Origin of the sequence: Aerococcus sp. UMB7834 (assembly GCF_030215145.1) — a bacterium.
In the GTDB taxonomy this organism is placed as follows: Bacteria; Bacillota; Bacilli; order Lactobacillales; family Aerococcaceae; genus Aerococcus.
In genome coordinates, this window is record NZ_JASOLI010000004.1 from 48,073 (window position 1) to 73,282 (window position 25,210).

Here is a 25,210-nt window from a genome sequence, read left to right on the forward strand (position 1 = left end):
TCACTCAGTCCCGGTTTTTATGTTTCTTTTGTGTTTGCCCAGGTCGAACAGGAGCGATCATTTATCCAGTCACTTACTTTAAAGTCAGGGCTTATCTATGCTATACTATTAAGGAAAATCAATTAAATTAGGAGGCACTCATTCGTGGCTGAAGAAAAGAAAACATTTTATTTAACAACTCCCATCTACTATCCAAGTGGGAAATTACATATCGGCAATTCCTATTCAACCATCGTGGCGGATACACTGGCCCGGTATAAGCGTTTGATGGGATTTGACGTCTTCTTCCTGACAGGATCTGACGAGCACGGTTTAAAGATCCAACAAAAGGCGGAAGAAGAAGGGATTAGTCCCCAAGCCTATGTGGACCGGATGGCTCAAGGTATGCAAGATTTATGGAAGCGTCTGGATATTTCTAATGATAAGTTTATTCGTACAACTGATGACTACCATGAAAAAGCCATCCAAAAAATCTTCGAGCGCTTACTTGAACAAGGCGATATCTACCTAGGTGAATATGAAGGTTGGTATTCGGTTTCTGACGAAGAGTACTTTACCGAAACCCAATTGGCTGAAGTTTACCGCGATGATGAAGGCAAGGTAATCGGCGGTAAGGCTCCTTCAGGCCATGAAGTGGAATTGGTTAAGGAAGAATCTTACTTCTTCAAGATGAGTAAGTATGCAGACCGTCTACTCCAATACTATGAAGACCACCCAGACTTTATCCAACCGGAGTCACGGAAGAATGAAATGATTAATAACTTCATCAAGCCAGGTTTGGAAGACTTGGCGGTGACACGGACCTCCTTTGATTGGGGGATCGAAGTGCCTTCAAATCCTAAACACGTGGTTTATGTTTGGATCGATGCCTTGGCTAACTATATTACGGCTCTGGGTTACGGCAGTGATGATGACAGCAACTTCCAAAAATACTGGCCAGCTGATATCCATATTGTAGGTAAGGAAATTGTTCGCTTCCACACGATTTATTGGCCAATTATGCTGATGGCTCTGGACTTACCTTTGCCTAAGAAAGTATTTGGCCACGGTTGGTTACTCATGCAAGATGGGAAGATGTCTAAATCCAAGGGGAATGTTGTTTACCCAGATATGCTCGTTGACCGCTATGGGTTAGATGCCCTGCGTTATTATCTTATGCGCGAAGTTCACTTTGGCTCAGATGGGGTCTTTACACCAGCTAATTTTGTTAATCGGATTAACTATGATTTAGCCAATGACTTGGGGAACCTCTTAAATCGGACTATTTCCATGGTGAATAAGTACCTCAACGGCCAAGTAGGAGCCTATCCTGGCCATGTGACAGCTTATGATGCGGCCCTTGAGGAGACTATCGAAAAAGGGATCGCTAGCTACCATGATAATATGGACCATCTGAAATTTAGCGTAGCCTTGGATAATGTCTGGGAAATTATTTCCCGGACCAACAAATATATTGATGAAACTATGCCATGGCTCCTAGCTAAAGATGATAGTAAGGCGGATGAACTCCAATCGGTGATGTACCACTTGGTGGATACCCTGCGGATGATCGCCATTCTTATCCAACCAGTGATGACCCGGACGCCTGCTAAGATCTTTGACCAGTTAGGTATTTCCGATGAGAACCACCAATATGATGCGCTAGAAATTGGATCTTACCCTGAAACCGCCCGCGTCGTGGCTAAGGGTGAACCTATCTTCCCACGCTTGGATAAAGATGAAGAAGTGGCTTATATCCAGTCCCAAATGTCAACGGCAACTAGCGATGAAGAAGAGAATTGGGATCCTGAAGAAGTGACCTTGACGTCAGCCAAGGATAAGGCCATTAAATTTGACCAGTTTGACCGCGTGGAATTAAAGGTAGCTGAAGTCATTGCCTGCGACTTTGTTGAAGGGGCCGATAAGTTGCTCAAGTTCCGTCTGGACGCTGGCGATGAAGGCCACCGGCAAATCCTATCGGGTATCCGGGAATTCTATCCTGATCCCCAAGCCTTAGTCGGTAAAAAAGTCATCATTGTGGCTAACTTGAAGGCCCGTAAGATGCGCGGTGAGATTTCGCAAGGTATGATTCTTTCGGCCGAACATGATGGCGACTTGTCCCTTGTTTTTGTGCCTGATCATATCCCAAATGGCAGTTTAATTGGCTAGTTTCCAGACTGAGTAGTGATTGAGAAAAAATAAAGGTTGGGCTTTGGTCTCCAACCTTTATTTATTACTTGGACGGGAAAGGTGTATTTTTGTAAGCTTGAGAGAAAGAAGGAAAAGAGATGCTATTTGATTCGCACACCCATTTGAATGCGAGTGAATTTGATGAGGACCGCGACCAGGCCTTGGCTAAGGCGAGAGCGGCAGGTGTCAAGGGCATGACCCTGATTGGCTCGGACCGGGAAAGTATTGACCGGGCGAATGAGATGCTGGCCCAAAACGATGACTTATTGGCAGTCTTTGGCTGGCACCCTGTGGATGCAATTGACTTTGGCTCAGAGGAGGAAGCCCTCTTGCGCCAACAGTTGACTCATCCTAAGGCAGTCGGTGTGGGCGAAATTGGCTTGGACTTTTACTGGGATAAGAGCCCTCAGGAGGTCCAAGAGCGTGTCCTCCGCCAGCAATTAGCCATAGCCCGTGAATATGAACTGCCAGTAGTTATCCATTCGCGTGATGCCCAGGAAGCCACTTACCAAATTCTTAAAGAAGAAAAGATCGGTGAAATTGGTGGGGTCATCCATAACTTTGGAGATGGCCCAGATCTGGCTCAGGCTTACCTGGACCTAGGCATGTATCTTTCCTTCAGTGGCGTCTCGACCTTCAAGAAGTCAAAAGAAGTGCGAGAAGCGGTGCGCCTATGCCCTAAAGACCGCATCTTAATTGAAACGGATTCGCCCTATCTAACGCCTGAACCTAAGCGCGGACAAAAGAATGGCAGTCACTTGGTGCGCTATGTTTGCAACCGGCTCTCTGATGAATTAGACATGTCCTATGAAGACTTTGCTCAGTTGACCTTTGACAATGCTTGCCGCTTCTTTAATCTGACTTATGACGGCCAAACTTTCCAGAAGAAAGGGCAAGCAGATGGCTAAGGACAAGATAAAAGAAGTGATCGTGGTCGAGGGCCGCGACGATACGCGGCGGCTCCAAGAAATTTTTGACGTCTATACGATTGAGACTGGAGGCTCGGCCTTAAATGAAAACATCCTCGACCAAATCCGTCAGGCCCAAGCGGTCAAGGGGGTTATTGTCTTTACAGACCCGGATATCTCGGGAACGAAAATCCGCCAGGCCATTCAGACGGCTGTGCCGGGCGTCCAACATGCTTTTATTTCAAGAGAAGATGCTCGCGCGTCGTCACTTCGGGCCAGCCTGGGGGTTGAGCATGCTTCCGAAGCGGCTATCCGCCAGGCCCTAGACCGGGTTTATACGGTGGTGGACCAAGACGCAGGCGTCCAGGCGATTGACCGCTCAGCCCTCCTTGACCTGGGTCTGTTAGGAGGGAAGGATGCCCAACTGCGCCGGGACTATCTGGCCGAACAACTCTATATCGGCCACAGCAATGGCAAACAATTAGCCAAACGCTTGCAGATGTTCCAGATTCCCATTGAACGTGTCAAAGAAGTCATGGCCGACTATGAAGCGGACCAGGCTGAGGAGGACCTATGAAAAAGAAATTAATCGCAACGCCTTCGCGTACCAATGAAATACTCAAACGCTACCACTTGGAAGCCAAGAAGAGCCTGGGGCAAAACTTTCTGATGGAGCCCCAGGTCTTAGCAGATATGGTAGCCACAGGAGAGATTGACAAAGCAACGAATGTGATCGAGATCGGTCCCGGTATCGGGGCTTTGACAGAGGTTCTGGCCCTGGAAGGCAAAGAAGTTCTAGCCTTCGAATTGGACCAACGCTTGCTGCCGGTTTTGGCCAATGAGCTGAGCGACTATGACAATATCCATGTCCTTCATGCTGATATCTTGGAAGTGGATATTGCAGAGACGGTCAGTCACTACTTCTCAGCAGATGACCGCTTGCTAGTAGTGGCCAACCTGCCTTACTACATCACGACGCCAATTATCTTTAAACTCTTAGAATCCGGCCTGCGTTTTGATGGCTTTGTCCTTATGATGCAAAAAGAAGTGGCGGAGCGATTGACCGCAACTCCGCATTCCAAGGCTTACGGGTCCTTAACGATTGCGATCGATTATTACTGTGAGGCTGAGATTGCCTTCACGGTGCCGCGCACAGTCTTTAAACCGCGTCCGAATGTTGACTCGGCTATTCTCTACTTGAAACGCCGCCCCCAAGCCAAGGTCTCTGTCCAAGATGAAGACTTCTTCTTCCGCTTGGTGCGGGCCAGCTTCAAGCAGCGGCGCAAGACCTTGTGGAATAATCTCCGCCAATTCTTTGGCAAGGACCCCCAAGTCTTGGAGCGGGTAGAGGAGGCCTTGGCCCAGGCCGAAATTGATCCCAAGCGCCGGGCTGAAACCCTGAGTATTGAAGAGTTTGCTCGTTTGAGTGATGCTTTGAATGAAGCTGGATGTTCTTAATTTTTACAAATCTTTTAGACTTAAGGGACCAGGCATTCGTTATAATAAAGAGATAGAAGATAGAGAAATGCGAAAAAAATAAAAAAATGAGGTAATAATTATGTGTGGTTTTGTCGGATATATCTATGGTGCCGACCGTAAACTTGAAAATGATAAAGAAATACTAGATGCCATGATGGAACGAATTGTCCACCGGGGGCCAGATAGCGCAGGTGTCTACACAGATGACGACATCTCCTTGGGCTTCCGTCGCTTGTCCATTATTGACCTGAGCGATTGTGGGAACCAGCCTTTCTACAGCAAGGATGGCCGTTACGTCATGGTCTTCAATGGTGAAATCTATAACTACAAGACCTTGCGCAAGGACCTTAAGGCAAAGGGTTATGAATTTATTTCAGAAACAGATAGTGAAGTCATTATCCGCGGTTTTGAAGAATACGGCGAAGATATTGTGGCCAAATTACGGGGGATGTTCGCCTTCTGCATCTGGGACACCCAGGAAAAGCGTGCTCTCTTAGCCCGCGACGGTTTTGGGATTAAGCCTCTCTACTATACGGACTATACGACAGATGGCAGCTTGCTCTTCGGTTCTGAAATTAAGAGCTTCCTCGACCATCCGAACTTTATCAAGGCCTTAAACAAGGAAGCCATCCAACCTTTCTTGACCTTCCAGTATAACCCATTAGATGAGACTTTCTTTAAAGGGGTCTACAAGTTAGAGCCAGCCCACTATATGCTCTACCAAAATGGCAAAATGCAGACCGTGAAATATTGGGACAAGGCCTTCCATGATGAAACGAGTGAGCCAGCCCAAGAAGATATTGATTACTATGTGGAAAAAATCAAGGCATCGATCGATGAATCAGTGGAACTCCATGCTATGTCCGATGTTAAAGTTGGCTCCTTCCTATCCGGTGGGGTAGATTCGAGCTTGGTTACCGCCTTGCTTGAGCCTCAACAGTCCTTCTCAGTGGGCTTTAAAGAATATGAAGACATGTTTAATGAAACCATCCATGCCCAAAAATTATCAGAACAACTCGGAATCGAAAACAAGAGCCGTTATATCTCAGGGCAACAAGCCTTCGACAACTTAGAGGATATTATTTACTACTTGGATGAACCAGATGCCAACTATTCCATCGTGCCTCTCTACTTCCTCAACCAATTAGCTGCTGAAAATGTGACCGTTGTCCTGTCTGGTGAGGGAGCCGATGAGCTCTTCGGGGGCTATGAATGGTACCAACCTTCCCATATTGAGAAGGATTACTACAACAAACTGCCTCTAGGCATGCGACGTTTCATTAACCGCCTCTTACCATCGGGGCAAAAACCTTCCCGTCTCAAGCAATTGGCGGAACGGTCAGTGACCCCAGTGGAAGAGAAATTTATCGGCCAGGCCCTGGTCTTTCCAGATGCCCAAGCCCATGCTATCCTCAATGAAAAATACCGGTCCAATCAGACCTCGACTGACATTTGTGCCCCTTACTATGCCCAAGTGGCGGGCCAAAGTGACCTACAAAAGATGCAGTATCTGGACTTGAATGTTTGGATGCCAGGCGATATCTTGCTCAAGGCAGACAAGATGAGTATGGCCCATTCTCTTGAACTCCGTGTGCCTTTCTTGGATAAGGAAGTCATGGAAATGGCTAAGGGAATTCCAGACGAATACCGGACAACAGCCAAGCAAACTAAGGTCGCCCTTCGTAAGGCGGCTGAAGATGTCCTGCCTGAAGAGTGGGCCAAGCGCAAGAAACTCGGCTTCCCAACCCCTATCCGTCACTGGTTACGGGAAGAACCTTTCTATTCTAATATTAAGGCTATGTTTGAAAGTGACTTAGCGGCTGAATTCTTTGACCAAGAAACCCTCCTCCAATTACTCGAGGACCACCGCCAAGAGAAGGCTGACTTAGGTCACCAAATTTATGCGGTCTATGTCTTCCTCTTATGGTATACCATCTACTTCATCAAGGATCAGGGCGCTTGCAAGACCCTAGCCCCTGAAACAGCCGATATCGCGTAAAAGGAGCCGAGCTATGTCTAATTTACAAGCATTTGTTCCTGTTTTGTTCTTGGGGAACAAGGGAGCCTATAGTATTGCCCGGGCCTTCCATGAGCAATACGGCATTAAGACGGAGTTAAATGTAACCATGGACGCCGGCCCTGTTGCCCATTCGAAGATTGTCAATAAGCATATCTACCCTGACTTAACAGATAACTTGCGTGAGCATTTTATTGAAGTTAGAGACCGGGTGGAACGGGATTATCCAGAAGCAGCCAAAATTGTTCTCGCTTCTGAGGATACGTTCACAGAGCATTTGATCACCCACCGCGATATCTTTGAAGAAGCGGGATGGACCGTTCCTTATGTGGACCTAGCAACCTTAGAAGAGGCAACAGACAAGGCCAAATTCTATGCCAAGTGTGAGGAAGTGGGGGTCCCTTACCCCCATACCTGGCAAGTGACAGATGACCAGCTTCCAAGTGAAGCTAAGGGCAAACTGGTCGTTAAGCCAGCCATCACGCCAAGCTACCAGGTCCTGCATTTTGAAGGGAAGCGGAAGATTTATTTCTGTGACGATCCTAAAGAAGCTCAGACAGCCATCAAGCTCATGCGTCAGGGTGGCTACCTTGATCCGATTATTGTTCAGGACTTCATCGAAGGAGCGGATACCGACCAGGCAGTAGTGACAGCTTACCGCTCGCCTCATGATAAGCAGATTAAGCTGACAGCTTTTGGACGGGTCATGGTTGAAGACCGGTCGGCCAGCGCAGCGGGTAACCACCTGGCTATTTTGAGTGAGAATGGTCATGAGGAGGTCTACCGTCATGTGGAGGCCTTAATGACAGCCTATGATTTTACAGGTTATGCCAACTTCGACTTAATCTACGATCATGACCAGGAGGCCTTTGTCTTCTTTGAATTGAATCCACGCTTGGGTCTGTCCAATTATTATGTGACGGCAGGTGGGCAAAACCCTGTCTATTATTACATTGAAGACTATCTCTTTGGGCGAGCAGTGCCTGATAGTTTCGAGGCGACACCGGCCTTATTTACGGTTCTGCCTCGGGGTTTGGTGAAGCGTCGCCTCCAAGGAACATCTTATGCCGACCAGGTGAAGGGCCTCTACCAAGAGGGGCAGGTCTTTAACCCCCTAGCTTATCCTTATGACAATCACTGGCGTCGCAAGCTCTATGTGAAAGCATCGGAGCTCAATTACTACCGCAAATTTAAAGAAACAGGCCAGCTTTAACCGGCTCTGTAGAGGGAGGTACTATGAAACATTTCTTTGGCATTATAGGAGGGATGGGGACTGTTGCGACCACGAACTTTTTAGAAGAAATGAATAAGCTATATCGTCCAGAAAGCGACCAGGCTTATTTGAACTATATCCTCTTTAACCATGCAACGGTTCCCGACCGGACCGCCTATATCTTAGACCACGACCAGGCGAGCCCTGTTGAGCCTCTAATAGAAGATATTAAACAAATCGAAAGTTTAGGGCCAGATTTCTTGGCTATCCCTTGCAATACGGCTCATTATTTCTTCGATGACCTGCAGGCAGCAACAGACCTGCCTATTATAAATATGTTGACACTCGTTGAAGAAGCTTTGGCTGACCACCAAGGGGAGAAAATTGGTATCTGCGCGACCAAGGGGACAAGCCAGAGTGGACTCTACCACCGGACCATTGAGCGGGCAGGTTGCCAGCCCTTGGCCCCAGACGAAGCCCTGCAAGAGAAGATCATGACCTTGATTTATGACCAGGTCAAGAACCAAGCGCTTGCTGACCTTAGTCTCTACGAGGAAATTCTTTCTGACTTTATGGACCAGGGCGCATCAGCCGTAATCCTGGGTTGTACGGAAGTTTCCTATGTCAATAGTCATGATCCGAAGAAGGCCTTTCCCATCATTGATGCGGAGAAGTTATTAGTGGCTGAAGTCGTTCGCCAGGGTATTCAAACTCAGGGAAAAGAAGCTAATAGCTAAGTAAAAAATAGCTAAGAAAATAAGGTCAACTCTTGACTCTATCGCTCATTTGTGATATTGCATAAAGTCAACGTATGTGTTATAATAGTTAACATTAGAGGAGTGATAGAATGTCAGGGAACTTAGCAGCGATCAAAGCAGCTTTGGATGAGAAGCTTGGGCGCCGTATCCAGGTCACTCAACAAACTGGACGTAAACGGATTACCGTTCGCGAAGGGATTTTGAGTGACACTTTTCCAGCTGTTTTTGTTGTTGAACTTGACCAGGATCAAAATCAATTTGAACGTGTCTGTTATAGCTACACGGATGTCTTAACAGAAAGCGTTGAAATTGAATTTAATAATTAGAGAAGTTGAGGCTAGGCATGGTGTCCTAGCCTTTTTCTCATTGATGCATTAAAGCTCTTGAAGAAAAGCGGCTTTGCTTTATTTAAAGGGCAGGTCATGCTAAAATTCAAGATAATAAGTAAACTATAATGAGGGGGTGGCAGTGTGTCGATTATTGAGAAAGCAGCAGCCAAAATTAACCTATCCCAGGACTTGATTTATCAGGCGGATAAGGGGCAGTGGCATTATGACATGGTGATGGCCTCGGTTGATCTTTCGGACCGTCTGACCATCCAAGAACGTTCCGACCAAGAAATTGTGGTGCGGACTAGCCGGAGCTTCCTCCCTAATGATGCCAGAAACCATGCCTATCGCGCGGCGGACTTGATTAAGGAAGCTAGCCAAGTAGACCGTGGCTTAGATATTATTATTGAGAAACAGATTCCCGTCTCTGCTGGCCTGGGCGGAGGAAGTTCCGATGCAGCAGCTGTTTTGCGAGCTGTTAATAAACTCTGGGACTTGCATTATTCGACAGATGAGCTCTTGCAATTGGCTTTGCAGATTGATGCGGATGCACCTTATTGTTTGCTCGGCGGCATCCAACATGTGACAGGGCAGGGAGATCAGCTCCAGGCCCTTCCAGCTCTTCCAGCTTCTTGGTTAGTCCTAGCCAAGCCACCGCTATCTGTATCAACAGATAAGATCTTACAAGACCTGGATCCTAATGACTTGCCGGACCAGGGGAATACGCCGGCAGTCCTTCAAGCCATTCATAAGCAGTCTTACCAAGACTTGGTTCAAGCCACAGGGAATATGCTAGAAGATTTGGTCTTTTGGAATTATCCGATTTTGAACAAGTTAAAGGCCAAGATGCAGAAGTTTGGGGCGGAGGGCGTGACCATGACCGGAACGGGCTCGACGGTAATCGGTTTTGCCCCAACGTCGAACCGGGCTAAACATGTGTATAATGCCTTGCGTGGCTTCTGCAAAGAAGTCTATGTGGTCCCCGTCTTGCAGCAGGGAACGGGACTGTAAGCTATGGGATAGGAAAAGTTGAGGGGACTCAACTTTTTTTATTGCAGCGAGTCAAGTTTTGTGCTATCTTATAATGTATTAAATCGTAACAATTCCGAATAACCTTGATGAAAGGAGTCAGCTATGAAGAAAAAATATATTTACCTCTTGCTATTGCCCCTGGCCTTCCTGGTCTCTGCCTGCCAATCGCCCCAGCAAAATGCCGGGTCGGGGGATAAGTTGCAAGTGATGACGAGTTTTTACCCCATCCAGGCCTTGACCCAGGAGGTGGCTGGGGACCATGCAGACGTTCAGGTCATGGTTGCTAATGGTCAAGAAGTCCATGACTACGAGCCTAGCGCTAAAAATTTAGCCGATTTAGAACAAGCGGACCTCTTTGTCTATAACAGTAAGGAGATGGAGACCTGGGTTCCTGCCATGCTCGAGACACTCAACCAAGACAAGGTTGCAGTCCATGAGGCAGCGGGTCAGCTGGACCTGATGGATGGTCAGGTGACGACCATCGATGGAGTCCACCACCAAGGCCATGACCACGACCATGAGGAAGAGGGGGAAGACGCTCATGACCACGCAGAGGGCGACCTCCATGTCCATGCCAAGGATCCACATACTTGGTTAGACCCAGTCCTCGCCCAGCGAGAAGTTCAGGGCATTGCCGATGCCCTGTCGGACCGTGACCCGGACCACCGAGCAGACTACCAGGCCAACGCCAAGGCCTTTATCGAAGAATTGGACCAGTTGGACCAGGACTTTAACCAGGCCTTAGCTGATAAAAAAGACCGGCACTTTGTGGTCGACCACGCGGCCTTTAATTACCTGGCTTCTCGCTATGACTTGGAGCAGATTGCTTTGACCAGTGTCGATTCAACAGCTAGCCTGTCTCCTGCGAAATTAGCTCAATTAGAAGACTTCATCCGCCAGCGTGGCATCGAAGTGATCTTCTTCCAGCAGGGCGGGTCTTCTAAATTAGCCGATACCATTGCCCATGATACCGGCATTAAAACCAGCAGCTTGACCTCGATGGAGTCTCCTGATGCATCAGTAGAAGCTAATGGCCAAGGCTATCTCAGCTTGATGCGGCAGAATTTAACTAATCTTGAGGATGGACTGAAGTAAAGGAGTGGATTATGCATTATATTGAAGTGGAGGACTTGCGCTTCTCTTACAATGAGGAGCCGGTCTTAAATAATATTAGTTTTACCGTGGATCCCGGCGAATTTGTCATTTTAACTGGGGAAAATGGGGCAGCTAAGACGACTTTGTTGAAGAATATCCTGGGCCTACTCGAACCCGAAAAAGGCCATTGCCGGATTGCCAAGACGAATTTTCAAGGCAAAAAATTACAAGTGGGCTATGTGCCCCAAAGTATTTCTTCCTTCAATGCGGGCTTTCCGTCAACGGTCTATGAATTTGTACGGTCTGGACGCTACCAACAGAATCGTTGGTTTAAGCGCCTTGACCAGGAGGATGAGGACCATATCCGCCGCGCCTTTGACTCCGTTGGCATGTGGGAACAGCGCAATGAGCGGATCGGCGACTTGTCAGGTGGGCAGAAGCAGCGGATCTGCCTGGCCCGAGTCTTTGCGACGGATCCCGATCTCTTTATCCTGGATGAACCGACAACAGGGATGGATATTGAGTCGCGCAAAAATTTCTATGACTTGCTCCGCCACAATACCCGCAACCACGCTAAGGCAATCCTTATGGTGACCCATGAGGACCTGTCTCTAAAAGATTACTTCGACAAACAGATTCACTTAGTCAGAGAGGAGGGCACCCCATGGAGATGCTTCAGTATGACTTCATGCAAAGAGCCGTCATAGCCTGTCTAGCTATGGCACTCTTCACGCCGATTTTAGGGCTCTTCTTAATCCTCCGTAAGCAGTCCTTAATGGCGGATACCTTGGCCCATATTTCCCTAGCAGGCGTGGCCTTGGGTTATTTGCTTGGCTTGGAACCGACTCTGACCACGATTGCCTTGGTTATCCTGGCTGCCATGTTGTTAGAATACCTCAGACGGGTCTACAGTAATTATTCAGATATCTCGATCGCTATGCTGATGTCAGGTGGTATGGCCCTAGCCCTTCTTCTCCTCTCTCGGGTTGATTCGGCAGCCAGTATCGAATCCTATCTCTTCGGTTCGATTGTCGCCATTTCACCCTTGCAAATTGGCTTATTGATTGGCCTCGCTGTCCTTGTTGGTCTGGCCTACCTGGTCAACCAGCGGATCTTGTATGTCCTGTCATTTGATGAGGATACCGCCTATACGGCAGGCCTGCCTACCCGCTTAATTTCTGTTCTTTTCTCTGTTGTGACAGGGATAGCTATCTCCATCATGATGCCAATTGCGGGCTCCCTTTTGGTTTCTGCGATTATTATCATGCCAGCAGCGATCGCTATGCGGATAGCCCGCCACTTCAACCAGGTGATTTATCTAGCAATCTGCTTAGCCCTGGTTGGTATGCTAGGGGGGCTGACGGTCTCCTATTACTTCGATACCCCACCTGGCGCTACGATAGCGGCCTTGTTTATCCTGATCTTTATGGTTCAGAGCCTCTATCTCAAGATCAAATCATAACCGCTCTAAGAGACTGTGAAAAGTCGATCAGGCCTGACTTTTGGAGCAGGTTTTTGAAAAATGTGCGCTATTTAAAAAGGAGGCTGGGACCTTTGTCTCAGCCTTCTTTTTGTCGCTTAAGATAGCTGGAAGTGATCATCCGGAAAATAAAATTGATTGGAAATTAATGAAGCATTGTGATTTAATGAAAATAAAGTAAGACAAAAGTCGACCAGCCCTGGGTCACGAGGGCGAATGAAGGCCGAGCATTGTGAGATGATCGGCCTTCATTCGCCAAGTGGATGCCAGGGCTAACTTTTGGCATCTTTCTTGAAAAAGCCGAGACTTTTGCCCATCTTATGATTTAGAAAGAAGGCATCTTATGCAAATTAATCGTCAATTATTGCCAGGACTGATTTTATCTTTAGCCATTGCAGTTCCAGCGCATTTTTTGGGACAGGCTTTTCCTATCATTGGGGGACCTGTTTTTGCTATTTTAATGGGAATGATTGTAGCCCTATTTTGGACAGCAGGGGCCGCTTTTCAACTGGGAATTCGTTTTTCGAGTAAGGTCTTATTACAAGCCGCTGTTGTCTTACTAGGCTTTGGCCTCAATCTTTCGGTGGTGATTGAAACCGGCTTGAGCTCCTTACCTATTATTCTATCAACCATTTCAGTTGCCCTCTTGGTGGCCTTTATTTTTAGCCGTTATTTGAATATTGATGCGAAGACGGCCACTTTGGTTGGGGTGGGGTCGTCCATTTGTGGTGGGTCAGCCATAGCTGCAACCGCGCCTGTCATCGAAGCCGAAGAAGAGGAAGTCGCCCAGGCGATTTCTGTGATTTTTTTCTTTAATGTCCTAGCAGCCCTGATTTTCCCAAGCCTAGGTCAGTGGTTGGGCTTCGATACCACAACTGGGGAAGCCTTTGGTATCTTTGCAGGGACAGCGGTCAATGATACCTCATCTGTGACAGCGGCGGCTTCCACCTGGGATAGCCTCTTTAACTTAGGAAGCGAAACCCTGGATAAGGCCATTACCGTGAAATTGACCCGGACCCTGGCTATTATTCCAATTACGCTAGGCCTGAGCTTCTGGCGCAGCCGTCATGGGGAAGAAACGCCTACTAACTTGACTTGGGGACAAAAAATTAAAGCCAGCCTACCGCAATTTATTATTTACTTCGTTCTGGCTTCTCTCCTCACAACCATCTGCCTGGCTATCGGCTTACCAGACAGTCTTTTCGCTCCATTCAAATGGGCTAGCAAGTTTCTGATCGTTTGGGCTATGGCAGCCATTGGTTTGAATACTGACTTGGTCAAGCTCTTGCGCTCGGGTGCTAGTGCCCTGGGTTTAGGGGCCGTTTGTTGGATTGCTATTACTCTGGTGAGCTTAGGGCTCCAATATGTGCTAGGTTTCTGGTAGGATGGTGGAGAAATGCTGCTATCGAGCAGGGGATTGCTTGTCGACTAGCTTGTGGTAAGTGAGGCTGGTATCTACATGCCTGTCCCAATACTCTTCAAAAATTAAAAAGCATCTGCCTTTTTCTGTGGACTAGGAAGATGCTTTTTTTATATTAGGAGTTCTTAGCCGACTACAGCTGTAAAAAAGGAGACAGCTACTATTAAATATTGGCCTGTATTTCCACTTGTGTTATCATTAGCTTGCGTGATACGAATTCATGCTTTCATTAGTTGGGCTAAGTAAATGATATTATGAACTTTACATGGCGTTATTTTTGCCTATCGAGGTGCCTAGCTTAATTCTAAAATGTACCCTTTCAAAGATATGGGGGCTTACACTATGTCAGCAACTACATGTGTCCTATTAATCTTATTGACTGTAAATATCATTGTCGGTTTAGGCTTGACGATCTACACAACGGTAAAAGATGAACAAAAATATGGGAAGAAATAAAACTTTCGCATCTTCTCACGATAGAAAAGCTGGTTTTTGCTAGTTTACCACATTTAGAGAGAAAGGACGTGTACGGATGTATTTATACTATGCTATTTTTACTCCATCAGCTGGCCAGTTTGCTATTGAATTTCCTGACTTGGAGGGTGCCTTTTCGTGCGGTGAAGATATGGACGAGGCCTTATATATGGCTAAAGATCTTCTCGAAGGCTGGCTGATTATCGCTGAAGAAGAAGGAGACCCTATCCCCACCCCCTCCTTGCCTGATGATTTATTAGTTCCTGAAGATGCCCTAGTTCTTCCGATTGAAGTTGACCTCGCTCAGGCCAAAAAGAAGCACTTTCCATCAGACGAGTGACTTTACGTCTTTCTTTAATAGGATAAGTACATACTTACTTATGATTTAATCGACACTGACTCTTTCAATCAAGAGTCATTTTTTAATTTTTCCCTATTTTAACAGGGCATTTTTCACTATCTTCCATTTAAGGCGCTAACTGTGTTAAAATAGAAATAAGTGTGCCTTTGCCCTTTATAAGCGGGCTCTAAGGTTCAATTTTAGGATAAAGCATGATAAAATAATGAGATATATGAAGATAATCAATTGGGTTAACAAGCGATAGCCGCAATTGACCAGATAAGGAGAATAGAATGGCTAGCTTTTTGAAATCAATATTTGAAAATGACCGGAAAGAATTGCGTCGCTTCAACAAACAAGCGAAGAAAGTTGAGGCCTTAGGGGATAAGTTCGCTGAGTATTCAGATGACCAGCTCCGGGCAAAGACGGAATCCTTTAAAGAACGTTTGCAGAATGGAGAAACTGAAGAAGATGTGCTGGTTGAAGCCTTCGCAACTGTCCGCGAAGGGGCGCGTCGGGTGCTTGGACTCTATCCTTTCCATGTTCAAATCATGGGTGGACTTGCCCTCCACTATGGGAACATTGCCGAGATGAAGACGGGGGAAGGCAAGACCTTGACGGAAACCATGCCTGTCTATCTGAATGCCTTATCAGGCAAGGGCGTCCATGTGGTGACAGTCAATGACTATTTGGCGCGTCGGGACTCGGTTGAGATGGGCGAGCTCTACGAATTCTTAGGGCTAACAGTTGGTTTGAATACCAATGATATGTCTTCCGACCAAAAGCGTGAAGCCTATAACTGTGACATTACCTATTCGACCAATAATGAATTGGGCTTTGACTACCTCCGCGATAACATGGTGGTCTATAAGAGTCAAATGGTCCAACGGCCGCTCCACTACGCGGTTGTCGATGAGGTAGACTCAATCTTGATCGATGAGGCGCGGACACCTTTGATTATTTCTGGCCAAGCTGAACAATCTACGGCGCTCTACCAACGGGCGGACTACTTTGTGAAGAGCCTGCAAGAAGAAGAAGACTATGTGATCGATGTCAGTTCCAAGACGATCAGCCTGACTGAAGAGGGGATTGAGAAGGCAGAAGATGTCTTCCACTTGGATAACCTCTATGATGTTGAGAATGGACGTTTGATCCACCATATCGATACGGCCTTACGTGCTAACTATATTATGCTCCTGGATATTGACTATGTGGTCCAAGAAGGTGAAGTTAAGATCGTTGACGGCTTTACCGGTCGGATTATGGATGGCCGTCGTTATTCGGATGGCCTCCACCAAGCCATTGAAGCCAAAGAAAATGTCGAAATTCAAAACGAATCGAAGACCATGGCAACGATCACCTTCCAGAACTATTTCCGGATGTACGATAAATTAGCGGGGATGACCGGTACTGCTAAGACGGAGGAAGAAGAATTCCGTGAAATCTACAATATGAACGTGATTCAGATTCCAACCAACCGCCCTGTGCAACGGATCGATGCTCCAGATATTATTTATCCTAATTTGGAATCCAAGTTTGAGGCGGTTGCCGATGAAATCCAGGAACGCTACCAAGATGGTCAACCTGTCCTGGTCGGGACGGTAGCGGTTGAAACCTCGGAATTACTCTCCAATCTCCTCAGCAAACGTGGGGTGCCACATAATATCTTGAATGCGAAGAACCACGCTAAAGAAGCTGAAATCGTCACCCAAGCTGGCCAAAAAGGGGCCGTAACGATCGCAACTAATATGGCCGGCCGGGGGACTGACATTAAGTTAGGACCTGGGGTTAAGGAAGCTGGCGGTTTAGCGGTTATCGGAACCGAACGCCATGAATCGCGGCGGATCGATGACCAGTTGCGTGGACGGTCAGGCCGTCAAGGGGACCCTGGTTATTCACGTTTCTACCTCTCCTTAGAGGATGACCTCATGCGCCGCTTCGGTTCAGACCGGGTTAAAGCGGTTTGGGAAAGTTTAAATATTGATGGCGACGGCGAAGATGATGTTGCCATTGAAAGCCGGATGATCTCCAAACAAGTGGAATCTGCCCAAAAACGTGTGGAAGGGAACAACTACGATACCCGGAAGAACGTACTGGAATACGATGAAGTGATGCGTGAACAACGGGAGATTATCTATGACCAGCGCCAACAAATTATCGAGGAAGAAGATTCCCTCGATGACATTATGTGGCAAATGATTGACCGAACCATTGACCGTGTCGTTGATCAATACACAGCCGGCGATGAATCGGATTGGAATTACGAGGCCTTAACAGACTTTATTCAAACCGTTCTCTTGACAGAAAATGATATGTCCCAAGGCGACTTGGAAGACTTGGACCCTGATGAGATGAAAGAAGAACTCAAAGACCGGGCCCAGGACCGCTTCCAAAGTAAGTTAAACGACATCTCGAACCCAGACTTGATCTTGGAATTTGAGAAAGTGGTTATTCTACGCGCTGTTGACAGCCGCTGGACCGATCATATCGATGCCATGGACCAATTGCGCCAAGGAGTAGGTCTACGTGCATATGCTCAAAACAACCCACTCGTCGAGTACCAAACAGAAGGCTTTGAACGCTTCAATGAAATGGTAGCAGGCATCGAATACGATGCCAGCCTCCTCTTCATGAACTCACAAATCCGCCAAAACCTCCAACGCCAACAAGTATAGGGTGTGAGCAAAGGCGTTTAGAAAGGAATGACTGGAGGCAAAAGGGATAAGAACGGCTTCAGCCGTTCGTTCACTTTTGCTGAAGTTACTTCCTTTCTGCCTTTGCGAACCCGACTACAAAGGGTGTGAGGGAGCGCGGTTAGAAGTGGACCTCTGGAGCAAAGAACCAGAGAAGACTGCAAGTCTTCGGCGGGACTTTGTGAAGAGGAGCCACTTCTGCGCAACCGAACCCGACTACAAAGGGTGTGAGGGAGCGCGTTCAGCATCCTTTCACTGGAGCAAGTCACCAAAGCAGTCTGAAAGACTGCGGCGGAGACTTGTGAAGTGGAGAAGCTTCTGCCTCTGCAAGCCCGACTAAGGGTGTGAAGGCTAGCGTTTAATTTCCCCAGTTTAATGGATAAATACACAATATAAAAAGCGTCTCCAACCGATGAGGGTTGGGGACGCTTTTTGTATCGCATAAAATTTAATATTTAGCCTGCATTTTCTTTTCATAATAGTTGAGCAGCTTGCTAAGGGCAAAGGTGAGGATAAAGTAGACCAGCATGGAGATGAAGAGGGGGATGATCCCTTGGTAGGTTTGGCTGGTGACGGCCCGAGTTTGAAAGGTCAGTTCAGCTACACCGATGGTTGATACAATGGAAGATTCCTTGATCAAGGTAATGAATTCATTGCCGAGTGACGGCCAGATTGCCCGCAAGGATTGGGGGAAGATGACCTTTTTCATAGTGGTACCATAGCTTAGGCCGAGGGAACGGGCGGCTTCCATTTGCCCCTTGGGAACCGATTGGAGTCCACCACGAATGATTTCGCAGATATAAGCCCCCGAGTTGAGAGAGACGGCAATCAGACCAGCTGCTAAAGGCCCAATGCCTAAGAGGCCGCCGATCCCTAAGAAGATAAAGAGAACTTGAATCATCAGCGGCGTCCCTCGGAGGAATTCGACATAGGCACTTGCCAGCGAATTCATGAGTGCCAAGTTTGAAAGCCGCATTAGGGCAAGTATGGAACCCAAAATCAGACCACAGATAATCGCAACAGCTGAGATTAAGAGGGTGAGCTTGATACCATCCCAGTAGAAAGGCCAGTAAGATAACCAGTTAATGGATTCTCCTTCAATGAGGAGAGGAGCCAGTTCATCCGTCCATTTCTCCACTAAGTTTTGGTCTTTGACTTCGGCGACGCTTTGGTTGATGGCTTTTTGCAGGCTAGGCTGTCTTTCAGGAATGACGACCGCCTTGCCATCCTTTTCCCCACTCGGTAAGCCGGCGTCTACGTAAGAGATATCGGCTTGGGCATTGGCATGGCTGTAGGAAACGAGCTCATCAACTAGGATGCCGTCAATCTGCTTAGTGGTCAGGGCACCGAGCAGGTCAGGCACCCGTTGCATGGTCAGCATCTTAGCTTGGGGCATGAACTCTTTGGCTAGGTCCTCTTGGTAGGTCGCTTGTTGGACACCAATCGTCATTTGCTCAGTGAAGCTATCCTTGTCCTTAATCTTTCCTTCGTCTTCTTTGCGGAACATGATAGCTTGTCGGTCATTCTCATAAGGGTCTGAGAAGTCCACCGACTTGTCCCGTTCTTCCGTATAGGTCATCCCTGAGATGATCATATCAATGTTACCAGCCTCGAGCGAGGACATGAGGCTGGTAAATTCCATGTTCACCACTTCGAGTTTGACACCCAAGTCTTCGGCAATCTTCTCGCCGAGGGAGACATCGACCCCAACTGTCTTATTCTGGCCATTCTCCCGGGTCAGAAATTCAAAGGGGGGATAGTGGGGGTTGACGCCCATCCGAATCACCCCGCGTTCCTTGATTTCTTTGAGCAATTGGTCATCTCCAACAGTGCTGGTTTGCGTTTGGCTGGCTTGAACCGGACTCGCTTTTGGGCCAAAGACCGGAGCCATCAAAATTAAGAGCGCCAGACAGGCTTTTAGGCTCCATTTGAGCCAATGACTTCTTTCCTTCATTATTCCTTCCTCCTAACAAATTAAAAAAATCCGCCTCTCAAAAAAGAGGCGGAGCTAATCCACGGTACCACTCTATTGACCAAGCCAGGGCCTGGTCAGCTTAAACAGATAACGCTCTGAGGCGGGCCCTTTATCTTATGAGCCAATAATTTCAGGCGCGTTCACTCTTCTTAAGGACAGGACTTCCACCAACTCCTGCTCGCTTGAACCTCTAAAAGACTTACTCTCCCTAAAATGATAAAATAATTAGAGTTTTTTATATTTTTTAATATTATAGGGGGTGATTTCTAATTTGTCAATTCCAACTGGCAAGAAATTGGGGGATAATTTTCGACTAAGCATTAAGATTGAAAAGAAAGCGTTTCTATTTTATACTAAACTTAGCTTGTTACTTAAATTTGAAGATGGAGGTAGCCAATGGAAATTAAAGATTTAAAATTAGAAAAAGATTATAGTTTACTCATTAATGGCGAATGGACGAAGGGGGCAGGTTCGGATCGGATCGATGTGATCAGTCCTGCTAACGGAGAACACCTTGCGACAATCACGGATGCAGTCAATGAAGACGTTGACCGTGCGGTAGAGGCTGCCCAAGAAGCCTTCAAGACCTGGGGGCAAACAGATGTTAAAGAACGGGCATCTATCTTAAACCAAATTGCGGATTTAATTGATGAAAATGCTGAGCGTTTAGCCCTGATTGAAACCCTGGATAATGGGAAACCAATCCGTGAAACCTCTGGCGCTGATATCCCACTTGCAGCTGACCACTTCCGTTACTTTGCTTCAGTTATCCGGAGCGAAGAAGACCAAGTGAAATTCCTGACCCATAACACCATGTCAATGATTATCCGCGAACCAATTGGGGTTGTTGGTCAAATTATTCCTTGGAACTTCCCCTTCCTGATGGCTGCTTGGAAACTAGCCCCTGCCTTAGCTTCAGGTTGTGTGGTTGTCATCAAACCGGCTTCTGATACCTCGCTCAGCTTACTAGAATTGGCCAAGTTAATTAACCCGATCTTGCCTAAGGGTGTCTTAAATGTTATTACAGGCCGTGGCTCTAAGGCTGGTGACTATCTCAAACACCACAAGGGCTTGGATAAATTAGCCTTCACAGGGTCAACAGCTGTTGGTCGCGATATCGGGATTGCTGCAGCAGAAAACCTCATTCCAGCCACACTTGAACTCGGCGGGAAGTCTGCCAATATCTTCTTTGAGGACATGGATATGGAACAAGCCTTGGAAGGAGCTCAATTGGGTATCCTCTTCAACCAGGGTGAAGTTTGCTCAGCAGGGTCACGGATTCTTGTCCAAGAAAGCATTTACGACGAATTTATTGAACGCTTGATTGAAGAGTTCAAACAAGTTAAGATTGGTCTGCCATGGGACAAGGAAACTCAACTCGGGGCCCAAGCTAATCCTTCCCAACACAAGAAAGTCGATGAGTATGTTCAAATCGGTCTAGATGAGGGGGCAGAACTCTTAACCGGCGGCCGGGCTGTGACTTCTGGTAACTTAGACAAGGGTTACTATTATGAACCAACCCTCTTACTGGCTAAGAATGACATGCGGGTTGCTCAAGAAGAAATCTTCGGCCCAGTTGCTACAGTCATTAAATTTAAGGATGTAGATGAAGCTATCCAAATTGCCAACGAATCAGACTATGGTTTAGGGGGCGGCGTCTTCACCACGAACCTGAATACGGCCTTTAAGGTAGCTCGCGGTGTCCGGACCGGTCGGGTTTGGATTAACACCTACAACTCCTTTGAAGCAGGAGCGCCATTCGGTGGCTACAAGGATTCCGGCATTGGTCGTGAAACCCATAAGATGATCCTCAATGCCTATACCCAAGCTAAGAATATCTATGTTAACCTGGGACAAGGACGGACCGGCATGTTTTAGAAAATAATTTAAAACTAATAAAGCAAGAAGCAGCTAAACTTTATTCGGAGTTTGGCTGCTTTTTATAGGCTAATGGTGAAAGCGCTTCTATTTTGGGTTATAATGGGACTGAAATAAGTTAAGAGGAGGTTTATCATGGTAAAACATGTGATTTTTGATACAGATCCGGGTATTGATGATGCCATTGCTTTGTCAATTTTGCTCAATGCTGAGGATGTTGAGGTGGACCTGATTACAACGGTTGGTGGTAATGTTGCTTGGGAGAAGACAGCTCGTAATGCCCTGAAGTTGGTTCACTTCTTTGACCGGCAGATTCCTGTTGCAGCTGGAAATAAAGGACCATTACTGACTGCCTTTACTGATGCTTCTGAAGTTCACGGGGAATCGGGGATGGACGGTTACGACTTCCTTGAGGTAAGCATGGATGAGCTAGTAGAGGGACATGCGGTCCTGGCCATGCGTGATTGCTTATTGGCAGCTGAAGACCCTGTGACCATTGTGGCAGTGGGGCCCCAAACCAATATGGCCTTGCTTTTGACGATGTTTCCAGAAGTTCGCGAAAAAATTGCGGAATTGATTATCATGGGTGGTTCTTTCACTCGAGGGAACAAGCATGTCATGGATGAATTCAACATTGGGACCGATCCTGAAGCGGCTCAAATTGTCTTCAATGCGCCGATCAAAAAGACTATGGTTGGCTTAGACATTGGCTATATCGCAACTATTGGAGTAGCAGAAGCCGAAGAATTAGCCCAGGTCAATGAAATCGGTCGGATGGTTTATGGCATGCTCAAAGCCTACCGGTCGCAAGAACGGGATGGCGAGTTGGCCATGTATGACCCAACCGCAGTGGCTTACCTGCTTCAACCGGATATGTTTAAGACCGTAGACTGTAATGTGGAAGTGGAACTAGGAAGTTCGCTAACCTACGGACAAACTGTGGTAGATTTAGACCATAAGACGGACCGCCCCGTGAACTGTACGGTCCCTACCTGGATTGACCGAGACCGCTTCAAAGCTTGGTTCAAGGACAGTATCCGCGCTTGTCGCTAGGGAATGTATAGATAAACAAAAAGCATCTGCCTTTTTCTGAAGAAATGGCAGATGCTTTTTCTCTTAGGAGCCTTGGCGGGCTTGAATGAGTACTTGACGGTCGTAGACTTGGGCTTGGGGACGGAAACCGTAGACCTTGGTAAATTTTTCGTCAAAATGGTCAAGGTCCGTAAGATAGATGACGGCTTCTGGTTCCTCGACCATTTGGATGAAGCTGGCTTCTTGGTTGGGATAGTCATAGGGCCGGCTAATTCCTGTTTGATCGCAATAGAGATAGTAGGAGGTCATCAACTGTAAGTAGGTGGTGTCCTGTCGGTCATCAACTAGGAGGTAGTCGCCCTCGTGATAGTGGGTTCCTTGGCCAACTACAGCAACTGTGTCCGATACAAGCTGGTCATCTAAGTTATAGATTTCTGTGAGCTTGTGCCCATGACTTACAAGGGCTAATAAGACTAGGATTAGGCCCAGGCTTTTTGCGGCAGGCTTGGCTAAAAGTTGGGGCTCTTGGTACCATGTCGTTAGGGCGCTGAAGTAGAGGAGGCCATAGAGGAAGCAAAGGATAGTTCCCATATAGCGGTGGATACTGGCTAGGCGCATGGCTTCGGCTAGGGGCATAGAGAAGAGGTACATGGCATAGAGGCTGGCGATATAAAAGATGAGAATCGCCAGCATAAGGCCTATTGTCCGTTGCGTGGGCCTCCGCCTCAACCAGCCAAGCAAGAGACCCAAGACGCAGAGGCCCAGGAAGAGATAGAGGGCTTGGTTGCTGGCTACTTCGCTCTTCAAGAAGAAACGGAGGAAGCGGCTTGTAATGGCCTGGATATCAGCTACGCTCTTCTCTCCAAGGATCTTTTCATAGGCTGCTAAATTAACACTGTGCTTACTGACTTGGTTGAAGGTCTGGCTCACATAATGGTTCCATAAGCCGAGATGGAGGAAGGGGCAGAGGCAGGCAAGGAGTCCAACTTTAAAGCGGGCTCTGTGCCTTGTCCAAACGAGGTAAGCATAGTAGAGGATAATGACAATCACAAAGAAGATGCCGCTGTTTTTAATCAGGATAAGAAAACTGGTCATCGCGGCAGTAATCAGGCTCATTTGACCGAAATGTTGGCGGTGACGGTAAAGGCTGGCCACAGCAGCCAAGGCCACTAAGGGTAGGAGGAAGTCGACCAAGAGGGAGGTGTATAGGATGTGTCCAGCACCTTGGTCCAAGGCATTCAAAAGGGCAATAAAAACTAGAGCTATACTGCTCGCAAGACCCTGTTTTTTCTGAGAAGCACTCGCCAGGCCGACCAGGGGCCAAACGCAGGCAAAATTGATCAAGTTTTGGCCGATGAGCATGAGGTCGTCACGGAGCGGGAGACCTTGCATCCAGTAGCCCAAGTAGAGGGCGCTGCCAGGCGGATAGGAGGTGAAGCTGATGAACTGGTCCCCATTTTGAACTAGGCGACCTTCTAAAGTAATAAATTTAACAATCCGTGCCCAGTGAGAGAAATTATCATAATGGGTAAAATGCGTTCCGACTAGGGCAAGGCTATAAATAAGAAAAAGCCCCCAAAAGATAAGTTGTGGGGCCTGGCGCCTCGGCCAAGTGATGGTTGGCTGGCGGAGATACTGGGTCAGGTGGACCAGTAAAGTCAGGCAGCCAAGGATGGTGACCAGGTAGAAACCAAGGCTTAGCGCCTGGCAAAGGGCAAAGAGGAAGAACAGGCAGGTCTCCAAACTAATGGTTAAAATCAGCGTGCTTTCAAGGGCGAAGCCTGCCCGGCCTTTTAAACTGAGGCAGATCCCCACAGTCGCTAGGATAAAGAAACTAAAGGCCATTCACGTCCTCCTTTGTAGGGAAAATAAAGTGTTTTTGGATGTGGTAATTAAGGATAAAGAGGAAAGCGTCCACAAAGAGCTTAATTAGTGTTGCTGGAAGGGCGGGGAGCCAGTGGTTAAATGCTGTCACTAGTAGACTAGACGATAGCATTTGGACAATGACGAGGAGGCCGTACTTGAGCAGACTCTGTCTTGAATTCGCTTTGAAAACGACGAGTCGGTTCATCAAATAATTAGCCAGGGCGGAGATACAGCGGGCAATGACGGTCGCTGTTGTGATGGCGGTGAAGTTCTGGTGCCCGATAACAGCTAAACAGAGTGCAAAGCAAGCTAGGTCAATTACAAAGGAGACCAGGGAAGCCGCAATATATTTCAAGAAAATAGAATAGATGGCAAAGGAATCCCGGAGCACCTTGAAGTGGGAGGAGGCGTTGTCGTCCAGATAAATGGTTGAAATGCCCACCTCGATAATTGGAATCTGGTGTTTCTTGGCAAAGAGAATCATATTCATTTCATATTCGAAGCGGTCGCCTTCCACGTCGAGTAGTGGCTCAAAATACTGGCTGGGAATGACCCGGAGGCCAGTTTGGGTATCCTCTAAATTCATCCCTGTTAAAAAGCGGAGCAGTTTGCGGGTCATAATATTACCAAATTTGCTTCTTAAGGGCACGTCTTCACCAAAGTGACGGGCGCCAAAGATAAAGGCTTCCGGGTGCTTTTGGGCCTCTTCTAGGCAAGCCATCATATCCTCAAAGGTGTGTTGACCATCTGAATCAATCGTCACTGCGGAAGAGATTTGACTCTGCTCATCCAATAAGTAACGAAAGGCCGTCTTAAGGGCCCGACCTTTCCCATAATTTTGCTCATGTTTTAAAACTTTCAGACGAGGATAGTCCTTGAGCTGGTCAAAGTAGTTGTCATAGGAGGCGTCGCTTCCATCGTTGACAACGACAATAAAGAGTTGGCTATCGTGGCCTTGGCGAATATTTTTGACCAAGTCTAGTAAACGTTGGTCCGGATCAAGTGAGGGAATGATAATGGCTTGCTCGTGAGCACTTACCATGAATAAATCT

The 25,210-nt window shown here is 47.3% G+C and carries 20 protein-coding genes; 17 read left to right on the forward strand and 3 right to left on the reverse strand.

The features are described 5' to 3' along the window. Positions 1–144 precede the first annotated feature (144 nt). From metG to secA, 15 genes are all read left to right on the forward strand, one after another. The gene (gene metG, locus QP339_RS04025) at positions 145–2,148 is read left to right on the forward strand and encodes a methionine--tRNA ligase (RefSeq protein ID WP_284910527.1); all 2,004 of its coding nucleotides are present in this window, start codon (positions 145–147) and stop codon (positions 2,146–2,148) included. Between the two features lie 119 nt (positions 2,149–2,267). Beyond that, complete coding sequence (locus QP339_RS04030) at positions 2,268–3,077, forward strand: TatD family hydrolase (protein ID WP_284910528.1); 810 nt, start codon at positions 2,268–2,270, stop codon at positions 3,075–3,077. Continuing rightward, positions 3,070–3,654 carry a ribonuclease M5 gene (gene rnmV / locus QP339_RS04035; protein ID WP_284910529.1) on the forward strand — a complete coding sequence of 195 codons (585 nt, stop codon included), beginning with the start codon at positions 3,070–3,072 and terminating at the stop codon, positions 3,652–3,654. Before QP339_RS04030 ends, rnmV begins: the two co-directional genes overlap by 8 nt. After that, the gene (gene rsmA, locus QP339_RS04040; RefSeq protein WP_284910530.1) at positions 3,651–4,535 is read left to right on the forward strand and encodes a 16S rRNA (adenine(1518)-N(6)/adenine(1519)-N(6))-dimethyltransferase RsmA; all 885 of its coding nucleotides are present in this window, start codon (positions 3,651–3,653) and stop codon (positions 4,533–4,535) included. The genes rnmV and rsmA overlap by 4 nt, the downstream gene beginning before the upstream one ends. A 100-nt stretch (positions 4,536–4,635) precedes the next feature. Beyond that, a complete protein-coding gene (gene asnB, locus QP339_RS04045; protein WP_284910531.1) occupies positions 4,636–6,555 on the forward strand; it encodes an asparagine synthase (glutamine-hydrolyzing) in 1,920 nt (639 codons plus the stop codon). A 13-nt stretch (positions 6,556–6,568) separates the two neighbouring features. Continuing rightward, positions 6,569–7,786 (forward strand): carboxylate--amine ligase, encoded by a 1,218-nt coding sequence (locus tag QP339_RS04050; RefSeq protein WP_284910532.1) that lies wholly within the window; start codon positions 6,569–6,571, stop codon positions 7,784–7,786. 23 nt (positions 7,787–7,809) lie between these two features. Continuing rightward, a complete protein-coding gene (locus QP339_RS04055; protein WP_070618625.1) occupies positions 7,810–8,523 on the forward strand; it encodes an aspartate/glutamate racemase family protein in 714 nt (237 codons plus the stop codon). 110 nt (positions 8,524–8,633) lie between these two features. Then, positions 8,634–8,870: a Veg family protein gene (locus QP339_RS04060; RefSeq protein WP_067972785.1), complete on the forward strand. Its 237-nt coding sequence runs from the start codon at positions 8,634–8,636 to the stop codon at positions 8,868–8,870. A gap of 144 nt (positions 8,871–9,014) precedes the next feature. Continuing rightward, positions 9,015–9,884: a 4-(cytidine 5'-diphospho)-2-C-methyl-D-erythritol kinase gene (gene ispE, locus QP339_RS04065; protein WP_070618622.1), complete on the forward strand. Its 870-nt coding sequence runs from the start codon at positions 9,015–9,017 to the stop codon at positions 9,882–9,884. 123 nt (positions 9,885–10,007) lie between these two features. Beyond that, on the forward strand, positions 10,008–11,000 hold the full coding sequence (locus QP339_RS04070) for a metal ABC transporter solute-binding protein, Zn/Mn family (protein ID WP_284910533.1): 993 nt from the start codon (positions 10,008–10,010) through the stop codon (positions 10,998–11,000). Positions 11,001–11,011: 11 nt separating this feature from the next. Then, positions 11,012–11,707, forward strand: coding sequence for a metal ABC transporter ATP-binding protein (locus tag QP339_RS04075; RefSeq protein WP_284910534.1), 696 nt, complete (start codon positions 11,012–11,014; stop codon positions 11,705–11,707). Next, a complete protein-coding gene (locus QP339_RS04080; RefSeq protein WP_284910535.1) occupies positions 11,665–12,462 on the forward strand; it encodes a metal ABC transporter permease in 798 nt (265 codons plus the stop codon). The genes QP339_RS04075 and QP339_RS04080 overlap by 43 nt, the downstream gene beginning before the upstream one ends. A gap of 361 nt (positions 12,463–12,823) precedes the next feature. Next, positions 12,824–13,864, forward strand: a complete 1,041-nt coding sequence (locus QP339_RS04085; protein ID WP_284910536.1) for a YeiH family protein — start codon at positions 12,824–12,826, stop codon at positions 13,862–13,864. A gap of 568 nt (positions 13,865–14,432) precedes the next feature. Further along, positions 14,433–14,714, forward strand: coding sequence for a type II toxin-antitoxin system HicB family antitoxin (locus QP339_RS04090; RefSeq protein WP_284910537.1), 282 nt, complete (start codon positions 14,433–14,435; stop codon positions 14,712–14,714). Between the two features lie 293 nt (positions 14,715–15,007). Next, positions 15,008–17,389 (forward strand): preprotein translocase subunit SecA, encoded by a 2,382-nt coding sequence (gene secA, locus QP339_RS04095; RefSeq protein ID WP_284910538.1) that lies wholly within the window; start codon positions 15,008–15,010, stop codon positions 17,387–17,389. Positions 17,390–17,855: 466 nt separating this feature from the next. On the opposite strand, the gene QP339_RS04100 is transcribed toward secA, so the two are convergent. Next, positions 17,856–19,361, reverse strand: coding sequence for an ABC transporter substrate-binding protein/permease (locus QP339_RS04100; RefSeq protein WP_284910539.1), 1,506 nt, complete (start codon positions 19,359–19,361; stop codon positions 17,856–17,858). Between the two features lie 417 nt (positions 19,362–19,778). On the opposite strand from QP339_RS04100, the gene QP339_RS04105 reads away from it, so the two are divergent. Further along, positions 19,779–21,260 carry an aldehyde dehydrogenase family protein gene (locus QP339_RS04105; protein WP_284910540.1) on the forward strand — a complete coding sequence of 494 codons (1,482 nt, stop codon included), beginning with the start codon at positions 19,779–19,781 and terminating at the stop codon, positions 21,258–21,260. 135 nt (positions 21,261–21,395) lie between these two features. Further along, the gene (locus QP339_RS04110; RefSeq protein ID WP_284910541.1) at positions 21,396–22,313 is read left to right on the forward strand and encodes a nucleoside hydrolase; all 918 of its coding nucleotides are present in this window, start codon (positions 21,396–21,398) and stop codon (positions 22,311–22,313) included. A 63-nt stretch (positions 22,314–22,376) separates the two neighbouring features. Here the strand turns inward: QP339_RS04110 and QP339_RS04115 are convergent, their stop codons facing one another. Next, positions 22,377–24,137: a hypothetical protein gene (locus tag QP339_RS04115; protein WP_284910542.1), complete on the reverse strand. Its 1,761-nt coding sequence runs from the start codon at positions 24,135–24,137 to the stop codon at positions 22,377–22,379. Further along, entirely contained in the window at positions 24,127–25,200 is a 1,074-nt protein-coding gene (locus QP339_RS04120) for a bifunctional glycosyltransferase family 2/GtrA family protein (RefSeq protein WP_284910543.1), read from the reverse strand. The genes QP339_RS04115 and QP339_RS04120 overlap by 11 nt, the downstream gene beginning before the upstream one ends. Between the last annotated feature and the right edge of the window lie 10 nt (positions 25,201–25,210).

Excerpts from the sequence above, each read along its gene's own strand:
- QP339_RS04030 (WP_284910528.1), top strand. The coding sequence starts at position 2,268 with ATGCTATTTGATTCGCACACCCATTTGAATGCGAGTGAATTTGATGAG.
- rnmV (WP_284910529.1), top strand. The coding sequence starts at position 3,070 with ATGGCTAAGGACAAGATAAAAGAAGTGATCGTGGTCGAGGGCCGCGAC.
- rsmA (WP_284910530.1), top strand. The coding sequence starts at position 3,651 with ATGAAAAAGAAATTAATCGCAACGCCTTCGCGTACCAATGAAATACTC.
- asnB (WP_284910531.1), top strand. The coding sequence starts at position 4,636 with ATGTGTGGTTTTGTCGGATATATCTATGGTGCCGACCGTAAACTTGAA.
- QP339_RS04050 (WP_284910532.1), top strand. The coding sequence starts at position 6,569 with ATGTCTAATTTACAAGCATTTGTTCCTGTTTTGTTCTTGGGGAACAAG.
- QP339_RS04055 (WP_070618625.1), top strand. The coding sequence starts at position 7,810 with ATGAAACATTTCTTTGGCATTATAGGAGGGATGGGGACTGTTGCGACC.
- QP339_RS04060 (WP_067972785.1), top strand. The coding sequence starts at position 8,634 with ATGTCAGGGAACTTAGCAGCGATCAAAGCAGCTTTGGATGAGAAGCTT.
- QP339_RS04070 (WP_284910533.1), top strand. The coding sequence starts at position 10,008 with ATGAAGAAAAAATATATTTACCTCTTGCTATTGCCCCTGGCCTTCCTG.
- QP339_RS04075 (WP_284910534.1), top strand. The coding sequence starts at position 11,012 with ATGCATTATATTGAAGTGGAGGACTTGCGCTTCTCTTACAATGAGGAG.
- QP339_RS04080 (WP_284910535.1), top strand. The coding sequence starts at position 11,665 with ATGGAGATGCTTCAGTATGACTTCATGCAAAGAGCCGTCATAGCCTGT.
- QP339_RS04085 (WP_284910536.1), top strand. The coding sequence starts at position 12,824 with ATGCAAATTAATCGTCAATTATTGCCAGGACTGATTTTATCTTTAGCC.
- QP339_RS04090 (WP_284910537.1), top strand. The coding sequence starts at position 14,433 with ATGTATTTATACTATGCTATTTTTACTCCATCAGCTGGCCAGTTTGCT.
- secA (WP_284910538.1), top strand. The coding sequence starts at position 15,008 with ATGGCTAGCTTTTTGAAATCAATATTTGAAAATGACCGGAAAGAATTG.
- QP339_RS04100 (WP_284910539.1), bottom strand. The coding sequence starts at position 19,361 with ATGAAGGAAAGAAGTCATTGGCTCAAATGGAGCCTAAAAGCCTGTCTG.
- QP339_RS04105 (WP_284910540.1), top strand. The coding sequence starts at position 19,779 with ATGGAAATTAAAGATTTAAAATTAGAAAAAGATTATAGTTTACTCATT.
- QP339_RS04110 (WP_284910541.1), top strand. The coding sequence starts at position 21,396 with ATGGTAAAACATGTGATTTTTGATACAGATCCGGGTATTGATGATGCC.
- QP339_RS04115 (WP_284910542.1), bottom strand. The coding sequence starts at position 24,137 with ATGGCCTTTAGTTTCTTTATCCTAGCGACTGTGGGGATCTGCCTCAGT.
- QP339_RS04120 (WP_284910543.1), bottom strand. The coding sequence starts at position 25,200 with ATGGTAAGTGCTCACGAGCAAGCCATTATCATTCCCTCACTTGATCCG.